This is a genomic window from Janthinobacterium sp. SUN026, assembly GCF_030397625.1.
Lineage (GTDB): Bacteria > Pseudomonadota > Gammaproteobacteria > Burkholderiales > Burkholderiaceae_D > Janthinobacterium > Janthinobacterium kumbetense.
In genome coordinates, this window is record NZ_JAPQNU010000003.1 from 1 (window position 1) to 18990 (window position 18990).

19 protein-coding genes and 1 rRNA gene are annotated in these 18990 nt (G+C 62.3%); 10 read left to right on the forward strand and 10 right to left on the reverse strand.

Going from position 1 to position 18990, the window contains the following annotated elements; translation table 11 throughout:
• A 16S ribosomal RNA gene (locus OX459_RS14710) occupies window positions 1–113 on the reverse strand; the annotation flags it as partial.
• 408 nt (window positions 114–521) lie between these two features.
• Window positions 522–1298 carry an enoyl-CoA hydratase gene (locus tag OX459_RS14715; RefSeq protein WP_289905605.1) on the reverse strand — a complete coding sequence of 259 codons (777 nt, stop codon included), beginning with the start codon at window positions 1296–1298 and terminating at the stop codon, window positions 522–524.
• A gap of 63 nt (window positions 1299–1361) precedes the next feature.
• On the opposite strand from OX459_RS14715, the gene OX459_RS14720 reads away from it, so the two are divergent.
• Window positions 1362–2681, forward strand: coding sequence for an MFS transporter (locus OX459_RS14720; protein ID WP_289905606.1), 1320 nt, complete (start codon window positions 1362–1364; stop codon window positions 2679–2681).
• 137 nt (window positions 2682–2818) lie between these two features.
• Window positions 2819–3256 (forward strand): universal stress protein, encoded by a 438-nt coding sequence (locus OX459_RS14725; RefSeq protein WP_077399338.1) that lies wholly within the window; start codon window positions 2819–2821, stop codon window positions 3254–3256.
• Window positions 3257–3296: 40 nt separating this feature from the next.
• Here the strand turns inward: OX459_RS14725 and OX459_RS14730 are convergent, their stop codons facing one another.
• Window positions 3297–4502: a murein transglycosylase A gene (locus tag OX459_RS14730; protein WP_289906096.1), complete on the reverse strand. Its 1206-nt coding sequence runs from the start codon at window positions 4500–4502 to the stop codon at window positions 3297–3299.
• A 73-nt stretch (window positions 4503–4575) separates the two neighbouring features.
• On the opposite strand from OX459_RS14730, the gene OX459_RS14735 reads away from it, so the two are divergent.
• Window positions 4576–4722 (forward strand): hypothetical protein, encoded by a 147-nt coding sequence (locus OX459_RS14735; protein ID WP_167468630.1) that lies wholly within the window; start codon window positions 4576–4578, stop codon window positions 4720–4722.
• A 23-nt stretch (window positions 4723–4745) separates the two neighbouring features.
• Here OX459_RS14735 and apaG read toward each other — a convergent pair whose 3' ends face one another.
• Complete coding sequence (gene apaG / locus OX459_RS14740) at window positions 4746–5120, reverse strand: Co2+/Mg2+ efflux protein ApaG (protein ID WP_034785627.1); 375 nt, start codon at window positions 5118–5120, stop codon at window positions 4746–4748.
• Window positions 5121–5285: 165 nt separating this feature from the next.
• On the opposite strand from apaG, the gene rpe reads away from it, so the two are divergent.
• The 7 genes from rpe to OX459_RS14775 all read left to right on the forward strand — a co-directional run bounded on the left by rpe (window position 5286) and on the right by OX459_RS14775 (window position 11423).
• Window positions 5286–5960, forward strand: a complete 675-nt coding sequence (rpe, locus tag OX459_RS14745; RefSeq protein ID WP_077399332.1) for a ribulose-phosphate 3-epimerase — start codon at window positions 5286–5288, stop codon at window positions 5958–5960.
• Window positions 5960–6664, forward strand: coding sequence for a phosphoglycolate phosphatase (locus OX459_RS14750; RefSeq protein WP_289905609.1), 705 nt, complete (start codon window positions 5960–5962; stop codon window positions 6662–6664). The genes rpe and OX459_RS14750 overlap by 1 nt, the downstream gene beginning before the upstream one ends.
• A gap of 269 nt (window positions 6665–6933) precedes the next feature.
• Window positions 6934–8430 (forward strand): anthranilate synthase component I, encoded by a 1497-nt coding sequence (trpE, locus tag OX459_RS14755; RefSeq protein WP_289899384.1) that lies wholly within the window; start codon window positions 6934–6936, stop codon window positions 8428–8430.
• A gap of 1 nt (window position 8431) precedes the next feature.
• Window positions 8432–8995, forward strand: a complete 564-nt coding sequence (locus OX459_RS14760; RefSeq protein WP_099665565.1) for an aminodeoxychorismate/anthranilate synthase component II — start codon at window positions 8432–8434, stop codon at window positions 8993–8995.
• Window positions 8996–9060: 65 nt separating this feature from the next.
• Complete coding sequence (gene trpD, locus OX459_RS14765; RefSeq protein ID WP_289899385.1) at window positions 9061–10104, forward strand: anthranilate phosphoribosyltransferase; 1044 nt, start codon at window positions 9061–9063, stop codon at window positions 10102–10104.
• A 33-nt stretch (window positions 10105–10137) separates the two neighbouring features.
• Entirely contained in the window at window positions 10138–10938 is an 801-nt protein-coding gene (gene trpC / locus OX459_RS14770; RefSeq protein WP_077399318.1) for an indole-3-glycerol phosphate synthase TrpC, read from the forward strand.
• 20 nt (window positions 10939–10958) lie between these two features.
• Window positions 10959–11423 (forward strand): hypothetical protein, encoded by a 465-nt coding sequence (locus OX459_RS14775; protein WP_289905610.1) that lies wholly within the window; start codon window positions 10959–10961, stop codon window positions 11421–11423.
• Here OX459_RS14775 and OX459_RS14780 read toward each other — a convergent pair.
• The 6 genes from OX459_RS14780 to OX459_RS14805 all read right to left on the reverse strand — a co-directional run bounded on the left by OX459_RS14780 (window position 11374) and on the right by OX459_RS14805 (window position 18907).
• Window positions 11374–12543 carry a GGDEF domain-containing protein gene (locus OX459_RS14780; RefSeq protein WP_289905611.1) on the reverse strand — a complete coding sequence of 390 codons (1170 nt, stop codon included), beginning with the start codon at window positions 12541–12543 and terminating at the stop codon, window positions 11374–11376. The genes OX459_RS14775 and OX459_RS14780 overlap by 50 nt on opposite strands.
• Window positions 12544–12764: 221 nt before the next feature.
• The gene (locus OX459_RS14785) at window positions 12765–14585 is read right to left on the reverse strand and encodes a M61 family metallopeptidase (RefSeq protein WP_289905612.1); all 1821 of its coding nucleotides are present in this window, start codon (window positions 14583–14585) and stop codon (window positions 12765–12767) included.
• Window positions 14586–14702: 117 nt separating this feature from the next.
• Complete coding sequence (locus OX459_RS14790; RefSeq protein WP_289905613.1) at window positions 14703–15311, reverse strand: nucleotidyltransferase family protein; 609 nt, start codon at window positions 15309–15311, stop codon at window positions 14703–14705.
• 13 nt (window positions 15312–15324) lie between these two features.
• Complete coding sequence (locus OX459_RS14795) at window positions 15325–17589, reverse strand: xanthine dehydrogenase family protein molybdopterin-binding subunit (protein WP_289905614.1); 2265 nt, start codon at window positions 17587–17589, stop codon at window positions 15325–15327.
• A gap of 10 nt (window positions 17590–17599) precedes the next feature.
• Entirely contained in the window at window positions 17600–18058 is a 459-nt protein-coding gene (locus OX459_RS14800) for a (2Fe-2S)-binding protein (RefSeq protein ID WP_099665572.1), read from the reverse strand.
• A gap of 132 nt (window positions 18059–18190) precedes the next feature.
• On the reverse strand, window positions 18191–18907 hold the full coding sequence (locus OX459_RS14805) for a DsbC family protein (RefSeq protein WP_034785648.1): 717 nt from the start codon (window positions 18905–18907) through the stop codon (window positions 18191–18193).
• Window positions 18908–18990: the final 83 nt, after the last annotated feature.

The window sequence follows — 18990 nt, forward strand, 5'->3', positions numbered from 1 at the left end:
TACTCACCCGTTCGCCACTCGCCACCAGAGCAAGCTCCGTGCTGCCGTTCGACTTGCATGTGTAAGGCATGCCGCCAGCGTTCAATCTGAGCCAGGATCAAACTCTTCAGTTTAATCTCTGTTTAATGTCATTTCTGACAGGTCGGACAGTATCGCTACCATCCAAATCTTTTGCATTGCAAAAGATTTGCTCACTCAAAAAACTGACAGGCTACTTCCGAAGAAGTATCCTATTTCATTATTTCTTGTGAACATTTGATATATTTTAAGTATTACAGCAATCCGAAGATCGCTGCTGCACTGACATCAAATGCCCACACTTATCGACTGTTAATTGTTAAAGAACTGTATTCGGTACTGCTTTCGCGCTATCGACAAAGCGTTGTGTTTGTCAGCTGCGAAGAAGGAAGAGTATGAAGCGTTTCGGCCATTTCGTCAACCTTCTTTTTTACTACCCAGCCCCGGAAGGCTGTCCCTTTTGTGCCGCAAACCAGTGCGTCTCATCGGGGAGGCGAATCATATCAAAGACCGTCGAAGTTTGGCAAGCGCTTTTCCAGGAAAGCGTGCATGCCTTCTTTTTGTGCAGGCGTACCGAAGGCGGCCTGGAATAAACGGCGCTCGTAGGCGACACCATCGGTCAAGGTCGTTTCAAACGCGCGGTTGACGCAATCCTTGATCATCATGGCCACCGAGGTCGGCATGGCGGCGATAGTCTTGGCGGCGGCCAGGGTTTCTTCCAGCAACCTATCGGCCGGCACCACGCGCGATACCAGGCCGATGCGTTCCGCCTCGGCGGCATCGATGGTGCGCGCCGTCAGCAGCAGATCCATCGCCTTGGCCTTACCGATGGCACGCGGCAAGCGCTGCGTGCCGCCCGCGCCCGGCGTGACGCCGACCTTGATTTCCGGCTGGCCAAATTTGGCGCTGTCGGCGGCGATCAGGAAATCGCACATCATGGCCAGTTCGCAACCGCCCCCCAGTGCGTAGCCAGCTACGGCGCCCACCACGGGTTTGCGCACGCGCAAGATATGTTCCCAGTTGCGGCTGATGTAGCCCTGGGTAAAGGTGTCCGGGTAGGTGTAATCGGCCATGGCGGCGATGTCGGCGCCGGCGGCAAACGCTTTTTCGCTGCCCGTGAGCACGATGCAGCCGATATTGTCATCCGCGTCGAACTTCAGCAAGGCGTCGCCCAGCTCATTCATCATGTTGTCGTTCAAGGCATTCAAGGCCTTCGGGCGATTCAGGCGGATGACCGCCACTTTGTCCTGGATATCGATGATCAAGTCTTCGTATTGCATATAGTCTCCTCTGGATGAACACGGTGACAACGATTGTAGCGGCTAACGGCAGCGGCGCGGCAGGTGCGCTGCTATTATTGTGAGCCTGATCATTTTCATATCGAGCAAGATATTTTCTCCTCCCTCTTCCAGTACTGCGCCCATTACCTGCGCGGCGACGGCAGCGCCGCCAGCGTGAATTTCCGCCGCCTGTGGTTCAGCAACGGCCTCAATTGCTTCGGCGCCCAGATCACCTCGCTGGCCCTGCCCCTGTGCGCGGTACTGTTACTGCATGCGACGCCGGAACAGATGGGCGTGCTGGTTGCCTTGCAGGCGCTGCCGTTCGCCCTGTTCGGCTTGCCCGTCGGCGTGCTGCTGGACCGGCGCAGCAAGCACCCGATCATGCTGTTCAGCGAAAGCATGTCCGGCCTGGCCCTGGCCAGCGTGGCAGTGGCCTATTGGTGCGGCGTGCTGTCGATGCCGTGGTTATATATAGTGGGGTTCATCATCGGCACGGGCTTCGTCGTCGGTGGCGGCGCCGAGCAGGTGTTTCTGACTTTCCTCGTGGGCCGCGATGGCTTGATCGATGCGCAGTCGAAATTTGCCGCCACCGAATCGGCGTCGCGCCTGATCGGTCCCGGCCTGGCCGGCGTGCTGGTGCAGGTCTTGTCCGCACCCGTCGCCATCCTGTGCACGGCGTGCGGCTATCTGATTTCCGTCTTCAATTTGCGTGCCATGAGCGTGCGCGATCCACGGCCGGCGCCCTCCGACAAGCACGCCTTGCGCGACATCGCCGACGGCTTGCTGTTCGTGTGGCGCGAGCCGCTGCTGCGCGCGCTGGCCTGGGGCGCCGGCATCTGGCACTTCCTGTTTTACGCCAGCATGGCCTTGACGGTGCTGTTCGCCACGCGCGACCTGGGCATGAGCCCTGGCGTGCTGGGCATGACGCAGATGCTGGGCGGCGCCGGCGTCTTGCTCAGCGCCTTCATCGTCAAGCCATTGACGAAGCGCTACGGCGCCGGCCGCACCATCCTGATCGGCCTGGCATCCACCTCCGTGTGCTTTGCCCTGACGCCAACGATTCCGGCAGCGCTGTTCGGCAGCGCGGCCGCCAGCGCCGTGGCGTATGCCATATTGATGTTCTTTTTCGATTGCGGCGTGATGCTGTTCTTTATTCCCTACCTGGGCCTGCGCCAGAAGGTGACGCCCGACCCCATGCTGGGCCGCATGACATCGACCATGCGCTTCCTGACGGTGGCGACGGCGCCGCTGGGCGCGCTGGCCGCCGGCTGGATCGCGGAACACTTTGGCGTGCGCAATGGCCTGGCCTGTATCGCGGCCGGCAGCATCCTGTTGACGGTCGCCATGGTGTGGGGCACGCCGCTGCGTAGCGTGCGCACCTGAAGCGATGAACGGGCATACACTGCTAAAAGATTGCCTTGGCGACACCATTCACGCCAAAGCCTGCGAGGTTTGATTTATATCAAGGTTTTAATTGATGTAAATCCATAAGCTGTCTTACATCACTTGAGGAGCACGCCATGTTTAACACCATCTTATTTCCCACCGACGGCTCGCCGTTGTCCGACAAAGCCGCCGAGACCGCCCTCGCCTTCGCCCAGCTGAACAAAGCCAAGCTGGTTGCCATCAGCGTGGTGCAGCCCTTCCCGTTCTCGCCGATGGCCGACGGCGGCATCGTGCTCGACGCCAGCCTGTATGAACAGCAGATGCAGGAAGCGTCGCAACGCGCCATCGACAAGATCGGCGCAGCGGCGCGTGACGCCGGCGTGCCTTTCGAAGGCGTGGTGGCCGTGTCGCCGAGCCCGCACGATGAAATCGTCAATGCGGCGCAAACCTACCATTGCGACATCATCCTGATGGCCTCGCATGGCCGCAAGGGCTTGAACAAGTTGTTCGTGGGCAGCGAAACGCAAAAAGTGCTGGCCCACACCCATTTACCCGTCATGGTCCTGCGCTAACCTTGCGCTAGCGCAATCCCCGCCCGGCGCCGCGAGAAACTCAGCGCGCCGGCGCCTGCTTCGGCAACAACACCCACACGGCGCCGCTCTGCTTCATGCGGCCCGCATTCTCGGCCGCTTCCGCGCCAAAGCCAAAGAAATAATCGACCCGGATCGGCCCGCGAATGGCGCCGCCCGTATCCTGCGCCATCACCAGTCGCTGCATGGGAATCTCGCTATTGGCTTGCGTGGTGGACAAGAATACGGGCGCGCCCAGCGGCAGGAAGCGCGAATCGATGGCCACCGAACGCTGCGGCGTCAGCGGCACGCCCAACGCGCCCTTTGGCCCCACTTTCGGATCGGGCAAGCGCTCTTCCTTGAAGAAGACATAGCTCGGGTTGGCGTTGAACAATTCATCCTTGCGCGTGGGATGGCCGGCGATCCACGCCTTGATGCCTTGCGCGGACGCCTGGCTCAGGGTCAGCTCGCCCTTGTCGACCAGGTAGCGGCCGATCGATTTGTATGGATGGCCGTTTTGATCCGCATACGCCACGCGCACGGTTTCCTGCGTATCGGTCAGCTGCACGCGCCCGGAACCCTGCACTTGCAGGAAGAACGCCTCGACTTCGTCATCCACCCACAGCAATTCCTTGCCCGTGACGGACGTGGCGCGCTCGATGTCGGCGCGGGTTGCGTACGGTATCACCTTCTTCCCGACCAGCTTGCCCCGCAAGCGCATGTTTTTCAGTTCCGGATACACGCCGGACAAGTCCACCGAGACCAGATCGTCAGGCACCTTGTACAGCGGTGTCTGGTATGGGCCACCGCGCTTGCGCGCGCCGTGCAGCAATGGCTCGTAATAACCGGTCACCAGTCCAGTATTGGCGCCATCGGCGGTGACGACTTGATTTGGCACAAAGAAGGTCTCGAAAAACAGGCGGATGGCCTTGTCGCTATCGGCATTGACCTGGCGCGCAATCGTGCACGATTCCTTCCAGTCCGGCCGTTTCACCAGCACGCCGCACGAAGCCATGAAGGCGGGCCAGGCGGCGCGCATGTCGTCGCGGGCCCAGCCAGGCAAGGCGGCAAACTTGGCGGGCACGAACGTGGGCGCCGCCACATCCGTGGCATCCTTGGCATCGGCCGGCTTGGCAGGCACAGGCTTGACGACGGTCGGCGCAATGGCGGGCGCCTTGCCGCTGGAAGCAGCGGGCGGCGTGACGGGCGGCGTGGTGCAGGCGGACAAGACAAGCGCGACGGCGCCGATTGAAACAGGTAGACTACCGCGTGTAAACAGACGGCTGGTAAATGGGCTGCGGGTAAATAACATAGGGATGCGTATGTGGATCTTGATGATAGAGGCGCTGGTGGCGTTCTTCTTGCTGGCATTTATAGTCTGGTGGACCATGTATTCGGGCAAAAAGCCCGCACCGCCGGCACGCAAGCAGCTCAGTGAAGAACAGGACGCCACCGAAAAACTGAAATAAGGGGGCAAGCCCCTGGCGTTTCCTTAATGCAGGGTGCGCGGCACCGACAGCACGAACTCGGGAATCGGCGCTTCGAACTGATGGCCGTCTTCGGCCACGCAGAAGTATTCGCCGTGCATCGAGCCTTGCGGCGTGCCCAGCATGGTGCCGCTCGTGTATTCGAACTGCTCGCCCGGCTGCAACAGCGGCTGGTGGCCGACGGCACCCAGGCCGCGCACCTCTTCCACCTTGTTGTTCGCATCCGTGATGACCCAGTGGCGCGAAATCAGTTGTGCGCCAGCCGTGCCCGTGTTGACGACGCGGATCGTGTAGCTGAACACGTGCCGCCCCTGGTCCGGTGCCGATTGATCGGGCAGATATTGCGTTTTGACCGTTACCGTAAATTCATAAGTCGCCATCGTCATTCCTCTTCAGACATTGCCAGTCATATTGTGTGTCGCGCGCGACGCATTGGCCATCGCGCGATGCGTATTCTGTGTTTCACCGTACTTCAATGAGGCATGGTAACGGCGTCAGGCGTAAAATAGCGCAAATCGCATTTTCTATCCTTTGGCTACTTCACCATGACAACATTCCGTATCGCTCCCAGCATCCTGTCCGCCGACTTTGCCCGCCTGGGCGAGGAAGTGCGCAACGTCGTTACCGCCGGCGCCGACATCATCCACTTCGACGTGATGGATAACCATTACGTGCCGAACCTGACCATCGGCCCGCTGGTGTGCGAAGCGATCCGCCCGCACGTGCAAGTGCCCATCGATGTGCATCTGATGGTCAAGCCTGTCGATCGCATTATCCCGGATTTCGCCAAGGCTGGCGCGAACATCATCACCTTTCACCCGGAAGCGTCGGATCACGTCGACCGTTCCTTGCAGTTGATCCGCGACAATGGCTGCAAATCGGGCCTGGTTTTCAACCCGGGCACGCCGCTGCACTACCTGGAACACGTGATGGACAAGATCGACATCATCCTGATCATGTCCGTCAACCCGGGCTTCGGCGGCCAGTCCTTCATTCCGCAAGCGCTGAAGAAAATCGCCGAAGCGCGCCGCATGATCGACGAGTCGGGCCGTGACATCATGCTGGAAGTCGATGGCGGCATCAAGATCGACAACATCGCCGCCGCTGCCGCCGCCGGCGCCGACACCTTTGTCGCCGGCTCGGCCATCTTCGGCAAGCCCGACTACAAGGCCGTCATCGACGCCATGCGCGCCGAGCTGGCCAAAACGGTGGGCAACTGATGCAAGCGGGCACGGTGAAAGACCACGTACTGGCTGGCGTGCGCGCCGCCATCATCGACCTCGATGGCACGATGCTCGACACCGTGCCCGATTTTCATGTCGCCATCAATGGCATGCGCGCCGAACTGGACCTGGCGCCCATCAGCGCCGACGCCATCAAGTTGATGGTGGGCAAGGGCTCGGAAAACCTGATCCGCACCGTGCTGGCGCTCGACTTCGATGACGCCGGCGTGGAGCAGCGTTTCGAGCAGGCGATGGAGGGCTACCAGCGTCACTACCTGGCCATCAATGGCCAGTTCAGCACCCTGTATCCGGAGGTCGAAGCGGGATTGTCGGCGATGAAGGCGGCGGGCCTGCGCCTGGCCTGCGTCACCAACAAGCCGATCGCCTTCGCCCTGCCCCTGCTGAAACTGAAAAACCTGGACCAGTATTTCGAGATCGTCTATGGCGGCGATTCGCTGCCGCAGAAAAAACCGCACCCCATGCCGCTGCTGCAAGTGTGCGCGGACTTCGACCTGCCGCCATCCAAAGTGGTGGCCATCGGCGACTCCTCGAATGACGCGCAAGCGGCCAGGGCTGCGGCTTGCCCCGTACTGACGGTACCGTATGGCTACAATCACGGACACTCTATACACGATACCGATTCCGATGGTATAGTAAAGACACTGCTCGAAGCAGCCCGTTTTATTGGCATGCAAAACTAACCGGCATACTGACCAAACCCAACACCATATCGTGAACACGTTTCTCATCAAAAAACACAATGTCACCCAAACCGGCTCGATTGAGGCCTGGCTTTGGCGACGCTGGCAATCCTGGCAGGCTTAAGGGCCGAGCCGTTACGATTGCTGCCGGTTGTACACACGTCGTTTGCGCATATTGCGCACGTTGCGTGTCCCGGCAAGTTTTTTGATAACCCACCGCAGGGTTTGTGCACTATGCACACTCATACCCTGACGGCATGGAGAGAAACATGACCGAACTCGAATTCAAATCGCTGGCCCAGCAAGGCTACAACCGCATCCCCCTGATCGCGGAAGCGTTCGCCGACCTGGAAACCCCGCTCACCCTGTACCTGAAACTGGCACAGTCCCAACAAGGCGGCAAGAACACCTTCCTGCTCGAATCCGTCGTCGGCGGCGAACGCTTCGGCCGCTATTCCTTCATCGGCTTGCCTGCCACGACCGTGTTGCGCAGCTATGGCAAACGCACCGAAATCGTCAAGAACGGCAGCGTGATCGAAGAACACGAAGGCAATCCGCTCGACTTCATCGAACAGTTCCAGTCGCGCTTCAAGGTGGCCCTGCGCCCCGGCATGCCGCGCTTCTGCGGCGGCCTGGCCGGCTACTTCGGCTACGACACCGTGCGCCACATCGAGAAAAAACTCGCCGGCGGCGCACCGAAAGACGACTTGAAGCTGCCCGATATCCAGCTGATGGTGACGGAAGAACTGGCCGTCATCGACAACCTGTCCGGCAAGCTCTACCTGATCGTCTACGCCGACACCACGCAACCCGAATCGTTTTCGAAAGCGCAGCAGCGCCTGAAGGACTTGCGCATGATGCTGCGCCGCGGCGTCGATGCGCCCGTCACCAGCGCTTCCGTGCGCACGGAAACCATCCGCGACTTTTCCAAGGAAGACTACCTGAAGGCCGTCGCCAAGGCGCATGAATACGTGATGGCGGGCGACCTGATGCAGGTGCAGATCGGCCAGCGCATCCGCAAACCTTATGTCGATTCGCCGCTGACTTTGTACCGCGCCTTGCGTTCGCTCAACCCGTCGCCGTATATGTACTTCTATAATTTCGGTGACATGCAGATCATCGGCGCCTCGCCGGAAATTCTGGTGCGCAACGAAAAGACGGCGGACGGCGGCAAGAAAGTCACCCTGCGCCCGATCGCCGGCACCCGTCCGCGCGGCGCCACGCCAGAGCGCGACGCCGAATTGTCGGCCGAGCTGCTGGCCGACCCGAAAGAGATCGCCGAGCACGTGATGCTGATCGACCTGGCGCGCAACGACATCGGCCGCATCGCCGAGACGGGCAGCGTGCAAGTCACCGACCGCATGGTCATCGAAAAATACTCGCACGTGCAGCACATCGTCTCGAACGTGGAAGGCAAGCTGAAGGATGGCCTGTCGAACCTGGACGTGCTGCGCGCGACCTTCCCCGCCGGCACCCTGACGGGCGCGCCGAAAGTGCGCGCCATGGAAGTGATCGACGAACTGGAAATCACCAAGCGCGGCATCTACGGCGGCGCCTGCGGCTACCTGTCATTTGGCGGCGAAATGGATGTGGCGATCGCCATCCGCACGGGCGTGGTCAAGGACGGCATGCTGTACGTGCAGGCCGCGGCCGGCATCGTGGCCGACTCCATCCCCGAAATGGAATGGCAGGAAACGGAAAACAAGGCGCGTGCCGTACTGCGCGCCGCCGAACAAGTGCAAGATGGCCTGGATGGAGGGTTTTAAGATGCTGCTGATGATCGACAACTACGACTCCTTCACCTACAACATCGTGCAGTATTTCGGCGAGTTGGGCGAAGACGTGCGGGTCTACCGCAACGATGAAATCACGATCGCACAGATCGAGGCGCTGAACCCGGACCGCATCTGCATCTCGCCCGGTCCGAAAGCGCCGGCACAGGCGGGCATTTCCGTGGAAGTGCTCAAGCACTTCGCCGGCAAGAAACCGATACTGGGCGTGTGCCTGGGCCACCAGGCCATCGGCGAAGCGTTTGGCGGCAACGTCATCCGCGCCAAGCAAGTCATGCATGGCAAGACTTCCCTCATCGCGCATACGGGCGTGGGCGTTTTCAAAGACTTGCCCAGCCCCTTCACAGTGATCCGCTACCACTCTTTGGCGATCGAACGCGCCTCGCTGCCTTCCTGCCTGGAAGTGACGGCGTGGACGGACGACGGCGAAATCATGGGCGTGCGCCACCGGGAATACGATATCGAGGGCGTGCAGTTCCACCCCGAATCGATCCTCTCGGAGCACGGCCACGCCCTGCTGAAGAACTTTCTCGAGCGCTGATTTTCCGCGCACGCCACGGCGTGCCATCAGTGTCCTCCTGCGCCATCATTGAAGAAGGAAGCATCATGCCGATCACACCACAAGAAGCCCTGCTGCGCTGCATCGAACACCGCGAAATCTTTCACGACGAAATGCTGTACCTGTTCCGCCAGATCATGTCCGGCGAAATGTCGCCCACCATGATCGCGGCGCTGACCATGGGTTTACGCGTGAAAAAGGAAACCATCGGCGAAATCGCCGCCGCCGCGCAAGTGATGCGCGAGTTTTCCACCAAGGTGCCCATGGCCGACACCACCAACCTGCTCGACATCGTCGGCACGGGCGGTGACGGCGCGCACACGTTCAATATTTCCACCGCCTCGATGTTCGTGGCGGCGGCAGCCGGCGCGCGCGTGGCCAAGCATGGCGGGCGCAGCGTCTCTTCCTCGTCCGGCAGCGCCGACGTGCTGGACTCGCTGGGCGTCAACATCAACCTGCAGCCCGAGCAGATCGCCCAGTCGATCGCGCAAACGGGCATCGGCTTCATGTACGCGCCGAATCACCACGCGGCCATGAAGCATGCGGCGCCCGTACGCAAGGAACTGGGCGTGCGCACCATCTTCAATATCCTGGGCCCCTTGACCAATCCCGCCGGCGCGCCGAACATTTTGATGGGCGTGTTCCACGCCGACCTGGTCGGCATCCAGGTGCGCGTGCTGCAGCGCCTGGGCGCGCAGCACGCCATCGTCGTGTATGGCCGCGACAATATGGATGAAGTGTCGCTGGGCGCGGCCACCATGGTCGGTGAACTGGTCAACGGCGAAATCCGCGAATATGAAATCCATCCCGAAGACTTCGGCATGTCGATGATCGCCAGCCGCAACCTGAAGGTGGCCGATTCCGTGGAATCGAAAGCCAAGATGATGGAAGCGCTGCGCGGCGAGCCCGGTGCGGCCGCCGACATCGTCGCCCTGAACGCGGGCACGGCGCTGTACGCGGCCGGCGTGGCCAGTTCGATCGAAGACGGCCTGGCGCGCGCGCGCACGGCCGTCAGTTCGGGCGCGGCCCTGGCGAAACTCGCGCAATTCGTGCAGGTCACGCAACAGCTGGGCACCCCGGCACAAGCGTAAGCTGCCGCCCCCCTTTATAGAATAGCGACCATCATGTCCGACATACTCGATAAAATCCTGGCAGTGAAAGCCGATGAAGTGGCCAAGGCCAAGGCCCGCCGCAGCCTGGCAAGCCTGCGCGGCGACGTGGAAAGCGACAGCGCCCTGCGCGCCGGCCTGCGCGGCTTCGAAGCGAGCCTGCGCCAGCACATCGCCGCTGGCAAGCCCGGCATCATCGCCGAAGTGAAAAAGGCGTCGCCATCGAAAGGGGTCATTCGCGCCGACTTCCGCCCGTCTGATATCGCCGCCAGCTATGCGGCGCATGGCGCGGCCTGCCTGTCCGTGCTGACGGATGAACAGTTCTTCCAGGGATCCGTGGAGTACCTGCAGCAGGCGCGTGCCGCCTGCGCCATTCCCGTGCTGCGCAAGGATTTCATGGTCGACATGTACCAGATCTATGAAGCGCGCGCCATGGGCGCCGACTGCATCCTCCTGATCGTCGCGGCGCTCGACCATGGCCTGATGGCGGAAATGGAAGCGTGCGCCCACGAACTGGGCATGGGCGTGCTGATCGAAAGCCACGACGGCGACGAACTGACGGCGGCCCTGAAACTCAAGAGCGCATTGATCGGCATCAACAACCGCAACCTGCGCACCTTCGAAACGTCGCTCGACACGACCATCAAGCTGTTACCGCGCATCCCGCAAGACAAATTGATCATCACGGAATCGGGCATCCACGGCACGGCCGACGTGCAACGCATGCGCGATGCGCACATCCACAGCTTCCTCGTGGGCGAAGCGTTCATGCGCGCGCCCGACCCCGGCGTGGAGCTGGAACGCCTGTTCAGTTAAACCATGGTAGGCTGGCGGTCATGAGACACGGAATTATCGTCCTTGCCGCCGCCAGCCTGCTGTCGGCCTGCCAGACTGCGGCCCCGCCGGCGGTGAGCACGCCCACATCCACGCCCCCTCGCACGCCGGCCGCGATACAGCTCGCGGCCAGCATCGATGCCTACAAGTCGCTGGTGGCGCAGCAGATCATGGCCGCCAACAGTGCCTACACGTTCAGCGGGCGCCTGCCGCCCATGCTGCCGGCCATCGTCGTGCTCGACCTGAGCGTGGGCCCGGACGGCGAGCTGAAAAGCGTGCATGTGCACCGTTCGCGCGACAGCGAAGCATCGGCCGCGGCGCTGGCCGCCGTGCGGCGCGTGCCCACCCTCTTTCCGCCAGCGGCACACCTGATGCACCGCCACGCCCGGACCTTCGATTTCTCCGAAACCTTCCTCTTCAACGACCAGTACCAATTCCAGCTGCGGACCTTGTCCGGTCCACAGTAAACGCGGCGGTATCGAGTTCGATGCGGTCGCGTCCCCGTTCCTTGGCCAGGTACAGGGCCGCATCGGCGCGCGACAACAGCTGTTCCAGCCCTTCCACCACCGACGCCTGGCAAGCGACGCCGATGCTGACCGTACACGGTGGCAGCCCTGTATGACTGGGCTCGCGCAGCAAGGCACGGATGCGTTCGGCCACGCCCAACGCATTATGCGCCGGCATGTCCGGCATCAGCACGACGAACTCCTCGCCGCCGAAACGCGCCACGCAATCCGATTCGCGCAGGGCGCCCTTGATAACGGTGGCCACATGCGCCAGCACCCGGTCACCCACCGCGTGACCGTGGCGGTCATTGATCAATTTGAAGTAATCGAGGTCGATGCTGAGCAATGTCAACGGCAAGCGGCGGCGGCGCAGATTGTCTATCTCGCGCGCATAGGCGTCGCCAAAGCCGCGCCGGTTCAGCACCTGGGTCAGCGGATCGTGGGTCGAGCGTCGCTCCAGTATCTGCTGCAGGCGGCGCGTCGCCATCGTCATGAAGCCCACCGTCAGCAGCAGCGCCATGAAATTGGCGACCGCCAGATAGATGCCGGCCGGCGTGCCGGCCACCGTCAGGTTCACGCTGGCGCCGCCATGCAGCAAGGCAGACACGCCGCGCGCCAGCACCACGACGGCTTGCATCAGCATCAGTGCGGCAAAGAAAAAACTCGAGAAATGGCGCTCGCCATGGCGCCATACCAGTTGCACCTGGCGCGCATAAAACAGGAAGACCAGCAGGGAAAAGACCGCCACGCGCGCCGAAAAATCGGGCTGCGCCAGCAACCACCAGCTATTGCCGGCGATGGCCAGGGCAAGTATCAGCAGATAGGCGCGGCGGCTGGGCGCCAGGCCAAAGAATTTCTCCGTGCCCAGCATCGACAGGCCGATACCGGCCACCAGCGCCGCATTGGCCGCGATCATGGACAATGCCGGCGGCAGCACTTCGCGGGTGCCGAACAGCAGGGACGCGCACACCAGCAACAGCAAGCCGGCCGCCCAATGCCCCAGGCCATGCACCTCGCGCCGGAAACTGCGATACACCGAGAACATGACGATGCTCATCGCCCCGCACATCAGCGTGGTCATCAGCATAATCGTTCGAGGATCGAGGGTTTGCACGTTGGGCGCGATCTAAAAGAAGCGGTTCGGCAATTTTAGTTTAGTTAAAGAAAAATTAGTTCATTTGCAGTAAATATGATGGCAAGCCGCCAGTTTCACCGGATAAGTTGCATTTGGGAAATTGCTGCTTGAAATAAAAAACCGGCCAGTGACGGCCGGTTTTCTGTTTTACCGCATGAGAAACAGCATCATGCCGCGCTAGGACGCTTCGGCCCCGTGGCTTTCTTCGGCGCCGGCAGCAGCGCCAGGCTGACGCCGGGCACGCGGTCGCCTTGCAGCACGGCCGCAAACGTCATCAGCTCGTCGCGGCGGAAGGCGTGGATGGCCACCTTGGCGCCGACGGCGTAGCGGCCCAGCAAGGTGTCCAGGTTGGCCGGGTTACCCGTCACGCGCAAGCCATCGATGGCCACCAGCACGTCGCCCGCCGACAGGCCGGCCAGGTGGGCGGCGCCGCCCTGGTGCACCTGCGCCAGCTTGGCGTCGTTGCCGTCGCGGCCCAGGTTGATGTCCAGGCTGGCCTTTTCAGCCTTGCGCGCGTCGCTGTATTTCACGCCGAACGGCGCCAGCAGGCGCGCCAGCGGCACGTCGTCCGTGCCGCGGATGTAGCGCTCGAAGAACGGTTTCAGGCGCGTGCCGGCAATTTCATCGAACAGGGCTTCGACTTCGGCAGGCGTCACGCCGCGGCCTTTGCCTTCTCCCTTGCCCTTGTAGAAATCGCGGCCATAACGCTGCCACAAGGCCTGCATCACGTCGTCCAGCGACTTTTCGCCATTCGTCTTCGTGCGCAGTGTCAGATCGAAGGCCAGTGCGATCAGCGAACCCTTGGTGTAGTAGCTGACGATGGCGTTCGGCGCGTTTTCATCCTGGCGGTAGTACTTGCCCCAGGCGTCAAAGCTGGAATCGGCCACGCTCTGTTTCGTGCGGCCGCTGCCGCGCAGCACGCTGTTGACGGTTTTCCCGAGCAGCTTGAAATAGGCCGCTTCATCGATCAGGCCAGCGCGCACCAGCATCAGGTCGTCGTAATAGCTGGTGAAGCCCTCGAACAGCCACAGCAGCGGCGAATAGCTTTCCGCCTGCAGGTTGTACGGCGCGAAGGCGGCCGGCTTGATGCGCTTGACGTTCCAGGTGTGGAAGTACTCGTGGCTGCACAAGCCCAGGAATTTCAGGTAGCCGTCTCCGATTTCCGTGCTGTTTGAAGCCGTCGTCGGCAGGTCAGCGCGGGCGCAGATCAATGCCGTCGAGGCGCGGTGTTCCAGGCCGCCGTATCCGTCGCCGACGGCCATGGTCATGAACACATAGCGGTCCATCGGCGCTTTCCTTGTCTTCGGCTCGAAGAAGGCGATCTGCGTTTCGCAGATGGCTTTCAAGTCGCGGCACAAACGGTCCAGGTCCAGGTTCGGCACTTTGCCCGTGACGACGATATCGTGCGGCACGCCATGCGCGGTGAAGGTGGCCAGCGCGAAGTCGCCCATCTCCACCGGGTGGTCGATCAGCTCATCGTAGTTGGCCGCCTGGTAGCTGCCGAAGCCATAGCGTTTCGCTTTCAGTTCCGGCAGGGTGGTGGCCACTTTCCACGTCTTGCAGGCCGCATCCTTCGGCTGCACGATATGTACTTCATGCGGCTCGGCCTCCTGGCCCAGCACGCGCAGGAACACGCTGGTGCCGTTGAAGAAGCCGTGATTCTGGTCCAGGTGGGCGGCGCGCACGGACAAATCCCAGGCATACACGTCATATTCGACGGTCAACGGGCCCTTGCACGGGGCGGCTTGCCACGAATGCTTGTCCAGCTTGGTCAGCGCCACGGCCTTGCCATCGGACTCGGCGCGGATGCTGACGATATTGCGCGAAAATTCGCGGATCATGTAGCTGCCCGGAATCCAAGCCGGCAAAGCAAATACTTGGCCGATGGCGGCCGGCGACTTGACGGTCAACGTCACCTTGAACATGTGACCGGCCAGGTCGGCTGCGGCAATGCTGTAGATGATGCCGGCGGCCGGTGCGGTTTTCACTGCGGTTTTTGCCGCGGCTTTGCTTGTGGCTTTGCCGCTTGCCTTGGCTCCCGCCTTGGCGGTGATTTTTTGAATCGGTGCTTTCTTCATGTTTTCCTCGTATCTGGCATGGATGTTCTACAATCGCCCGGGCGCGCCAGGCGCCGGCGACAAATCGTCAGGTGTATCAATATCGCGCAAGATGCCGCTGTCGTCCACTGCTACTTCGCACACGGCATGGCTGTTGACGATGCTGCGCGCGCCCTGGTCGCCATCGAGTGCCAGCAGCAGCGGCAAGTGAAAGGCGCTGAACGCGACAGGATTGCCGCGCCGTCCCTGGAACACGGGCACGGCGATGCGCGCGCCATCGCCGATGGCGTGCGACAAGGCGGCGATTGTAGCCGCTTCCACACTAGGCATGTCGCCCAGGGCGATCAGCCAGCCCGGCGCGCCGCGCACGTGACCGATGGCGCAGGTGAGCGAGGCGGCCATGCCCGTGTCGGCATCATGGCAGACGCGCACCTCGCAGCCCAGCGCACCGAGCTGGCGCGCGACCTCGGCATCGTCGGGGCGCACCACGGCCAGCACGCGTGGCAAGGCAGCCAGCATGTTCCTCGCTGCCGCCACCACCACCGGCAGACCCGCGTGCGGTCCTTCCGCCAATGGCTGCAATAATTTGTTCTGCACGCCGGAAGGGTCGAACCTGCGTCCCCTTCCGGCTGCCAGCAAGATGCCGACCGTGCTCAAAAAACCGCTACCGTCATGCGGCCGCCAAATCGAATGGCAGCTTGCGCAGGCGCTTGCCCGTCAGCGCGAACAGCGCGTTGGCGAAGGCGGGCGCCAGCGGCGGCACGCCCGGCTCGCCCATGCCCGTCGGCGCATCGCCAGACGGCACCAGGTGCACCTCGATCACCGGCATGTCGGGCATGCGCGGCACGGGGTAGTCGCCGAAGTTCTGCTGCTCCACCACGCCATCCTTGAGCGTGATGGCCGCGCCGGGAATCGTCATGCCCAGCGCCATCAGCGCGGCGCCCTGCACTTGCGCCTCGATCGTCAGGGGATTGACGGCCAGGTTGCAATGCACGCCCGCCCATACCTGGTGCAGCTTGGGCGCGCCTTGCACCACCGACGCCGTCACCACATAGGCAACCACGGAATTGAACGATTCGTGCATGGCCACGCCCCAGGCCTGCCCCTTCGGCAGCTTCTTCTTGCCGTAGCCGGACTTGGCCACGGCCAGGTCCAGGGCGGCAATGTGGCGCGTGTGCTTGGCGTCGATCAGCTGCTTGCGGTAGGCGACGGGGTCCATCTTCGCCACGTGCGCCGCCTCGTCGATCAGGGTTTCCATGACGAAGGCCGTGTGCGTCGAGCCGACGGAGCGCCACCACAGCACGGGCACGTTCGCCTTGGCCGTGTGCACGGACAGCTTCATCGGCAGGGTGTAGGGCTCTCCCATGCCTTCGACCATGGTGCCGTCGACGCCATTTTTCACCATGAAGGCTTCGAACGGCGTGCCGGCCATGATGGACTGGCCCACGATGGTATGGTCCCAGGCGAGGATTTTCCCCTTGGCGTCGAGGCCGATCTGCGCGCGGTGCACGTGCGACGGCCGGTAGTAGCCGCCCTTGATGTCATCCTCGCGGCTCCACATCAGCTTTAACGGGCCGCCCTTGCCCGCCGCCCGGTACGCCTTGGCGACGTTGACGGCTTCGACCACGTAGTCGGACGAGGGCACGGCGCGCCGGCCGAAGCCGCCGCCGGCCATCATCGTGTGCAGGGTCACCTGCTCCGGTTTCAGGCCGGAGGTCGCCGCGATGGCCGCCTGGTCGCCCGTCTGGAATTGCGAACCCACCCACATTGTGCATTTGTCTGCCTGCAGGTCGACGACGCAATTGAGCGGCTCCATCGGCGCGTGCGCCAGGTAGGGAAATTCGTAGACGGCTTCGATCTTTTTCGGCGCCGAGGCCAGCTTGGCCATGTCGGCAGGTTTGGCGACCGTGCCCGGCGTTTTCGCCAGCGCCTTGAAGGCGGCCAGCTGCTTGTCGCTGCTGACCTTTTCCACGGCGCTCGTGTCCCATTCGATCACCAGCGCGTCGCGCCCCTGTTTGGCCGGCCAGTAGCCGTCGGCGATGACGGCCACGCCGCTGCCGCCACGGTCGGTTTTGACTTCCAGCACGTCCAGCACGCCCTTGATGGCTTTCGCCTTGCTGGCGTCGAATTTCGCCACTTTCGCGCCAAACACGGGCGGGCGCGCCACCATGGCCACTTTCGCGCCAGGCGGCTTGAAGTCGATGCCGAACTGCTGCTTGCCCGTGGATTTGGCGGCCGCATCCAGGCGTTTCACGGGTTTGCCGATGATGGCAAAGTCGCGCGGGTCCTTCAGCTTGACGGTGGCGGGCACTGGCTGGCGCATGGCCGCGTCGGCAAATTCGCCAAACGTGGCCTTTTGTCCGCCGGGGCCATACAGCACGCCCTTGGCGGCGCGCACCTGGTCGGGGCTGACTTTCCATTGCGCGGCGGCGGCGCCCACCAGCATGGCGCGCGCCTTGGCGCCGATTTCGCGGTACTGCGTAAACGAATGGGCGATGCTGCCCGAACCGCCCGTCATCTGCATGCCGTAGGCGGCATCCTTGTACTGCTCGCCGGCAGGCGCCAGCGCGCCGTGCACCAGGCTCCAGTCGGCGTCGAGTTCCTCGGCGATCAGCATGGGCAAGCTCGTTTGCACGCCCTGGCCAAATTCCAGCCGGTTCACCTGCACCGTCACCGTGTTATCGGGGGCGATGTGCAGGAAAGCGTTTGGCGCGTACACGGGCTTGGCGGGTGCGGCATCGGCCGCCTGCGCCAGCTTGCCTGCGCCTGGCAGGAAAAAGCCCAGCATCAAGCCGCCGCCGGCCACCGCGCCCGCCTTCATGAAACCGCGCCGCGACACGCCATCCGCCACGGTAACAGGCGCCGATGCCAGCGCCGCGCCCAGGGTCACCCCGCCATGCTGCAATGCTTCCTGATTCAACCATTCGATACGCATGTCGCTCTCCTCAGGCCAGGGTCTTGGCCGCGTCCTTGATGGCCGCGCGGATCCGTTGATAGGTGCCGCAGCGGCAGATATTGCCGCTCATGGCGCCGTCGATGTCGGCATCGCTGGGCGCCTTGTTGGTGCGCAGCAGCGCCGTGGCGCTCATCACCTGGCCGCTTTGACAGTAGCCGCATTGCGGCACGTCGTGCCGCACCCACGCCGCCTGCACGGCCTTGCCCACCTGGTCGTTTTCCATCGCTTCGATGGTGGTGATCTTTTGCGCGCCGACGGAGGAAATCGGCGTGATGCACGAGCGGATGGCCTGGCCGTCGAGGTGCACCGTGCAGGCGCCGCACAGCGCCATGCCGCAGCCGAACTTGGTGCCCGTCATGTTCAGGTTGTCGCGCAGCGCCCACAGTATGGGCGTGGAAGGATCGGCATCGACCTGCGTGTCGCGTCCGTTGATATTCAGGGTAATCATCTGCTGCTTCTCCTTTTTTGAATTGTTATGGCGTCTACAAACAACACTTGATGATACGACAGCGGAAAAAAGTGCAAAAAAAAGCGCGCCTTGCGAGGGCGCGCCGTCCAGCCTTCCTGGCGACAGCCCGGATTACTTAATGGTCGAGAATTTCTGTTCCAGCGTTTTCGCATCGACTGCGCCCGGAATGCGGCTGCCGTCGGCAAAGAAGATGGCAGGCGTGCCCGACACGCGCAATTGCTGGCCCAGGGCCAGGATTTTTTCATGCGGATTGGCGCAGGTAGCGGCCACCGTGGCTGGCGCCTTGCCGTTCAACATCCAGTCATCCCATGCCTTGTTGCGGTCCGGCGCGCACCAGACATTGCGCGACTTGACGATGGAGTCCGGCGACAGGATGTTGTACATGAAGGTGTAGACGGTGACGTTGTCGATTTCCTTCAGCGCGTTCTGGCGGAAGCGCTTGCAATAGCCGCAGTTCGGATCTTCGAACACGGCGATCACGCGCTTGCCATTGCCCTTGACGGTCTTCATGGCGGAATCGAGCGGCAAGTCGGAGAATTTGATGCGGTTGACTTCGTCCAGGCGCACCTTGGTCAGGTCTTGCGACGTCTTGGCGTCGAAGACGTGGCCGACGAACAGGTATTGCGCGGCCTTGTCCGTGTACAGGATGTCGCCGCCCGTGCGCACTTCGTACAGGCCGCCGTACGGCGTTTCCTTGACCGAATCGACCTTGGCGCCTTCGCCCAGGCGCGGCTCGATCAGCTTTTTGATGTTCGCTTCCGTTGGCGTTTCCGCGCCGGCGCACGACATCATCAGGCCCGAGGCCAGTACCAATGCGATTCTGCTCATTTTTATCACTATCACTTCTCCACTTGAAACGCCTGGCGGGACTCGCCTCTGGCCCGGCATCGTTATCTCTTTGACAAAACGAT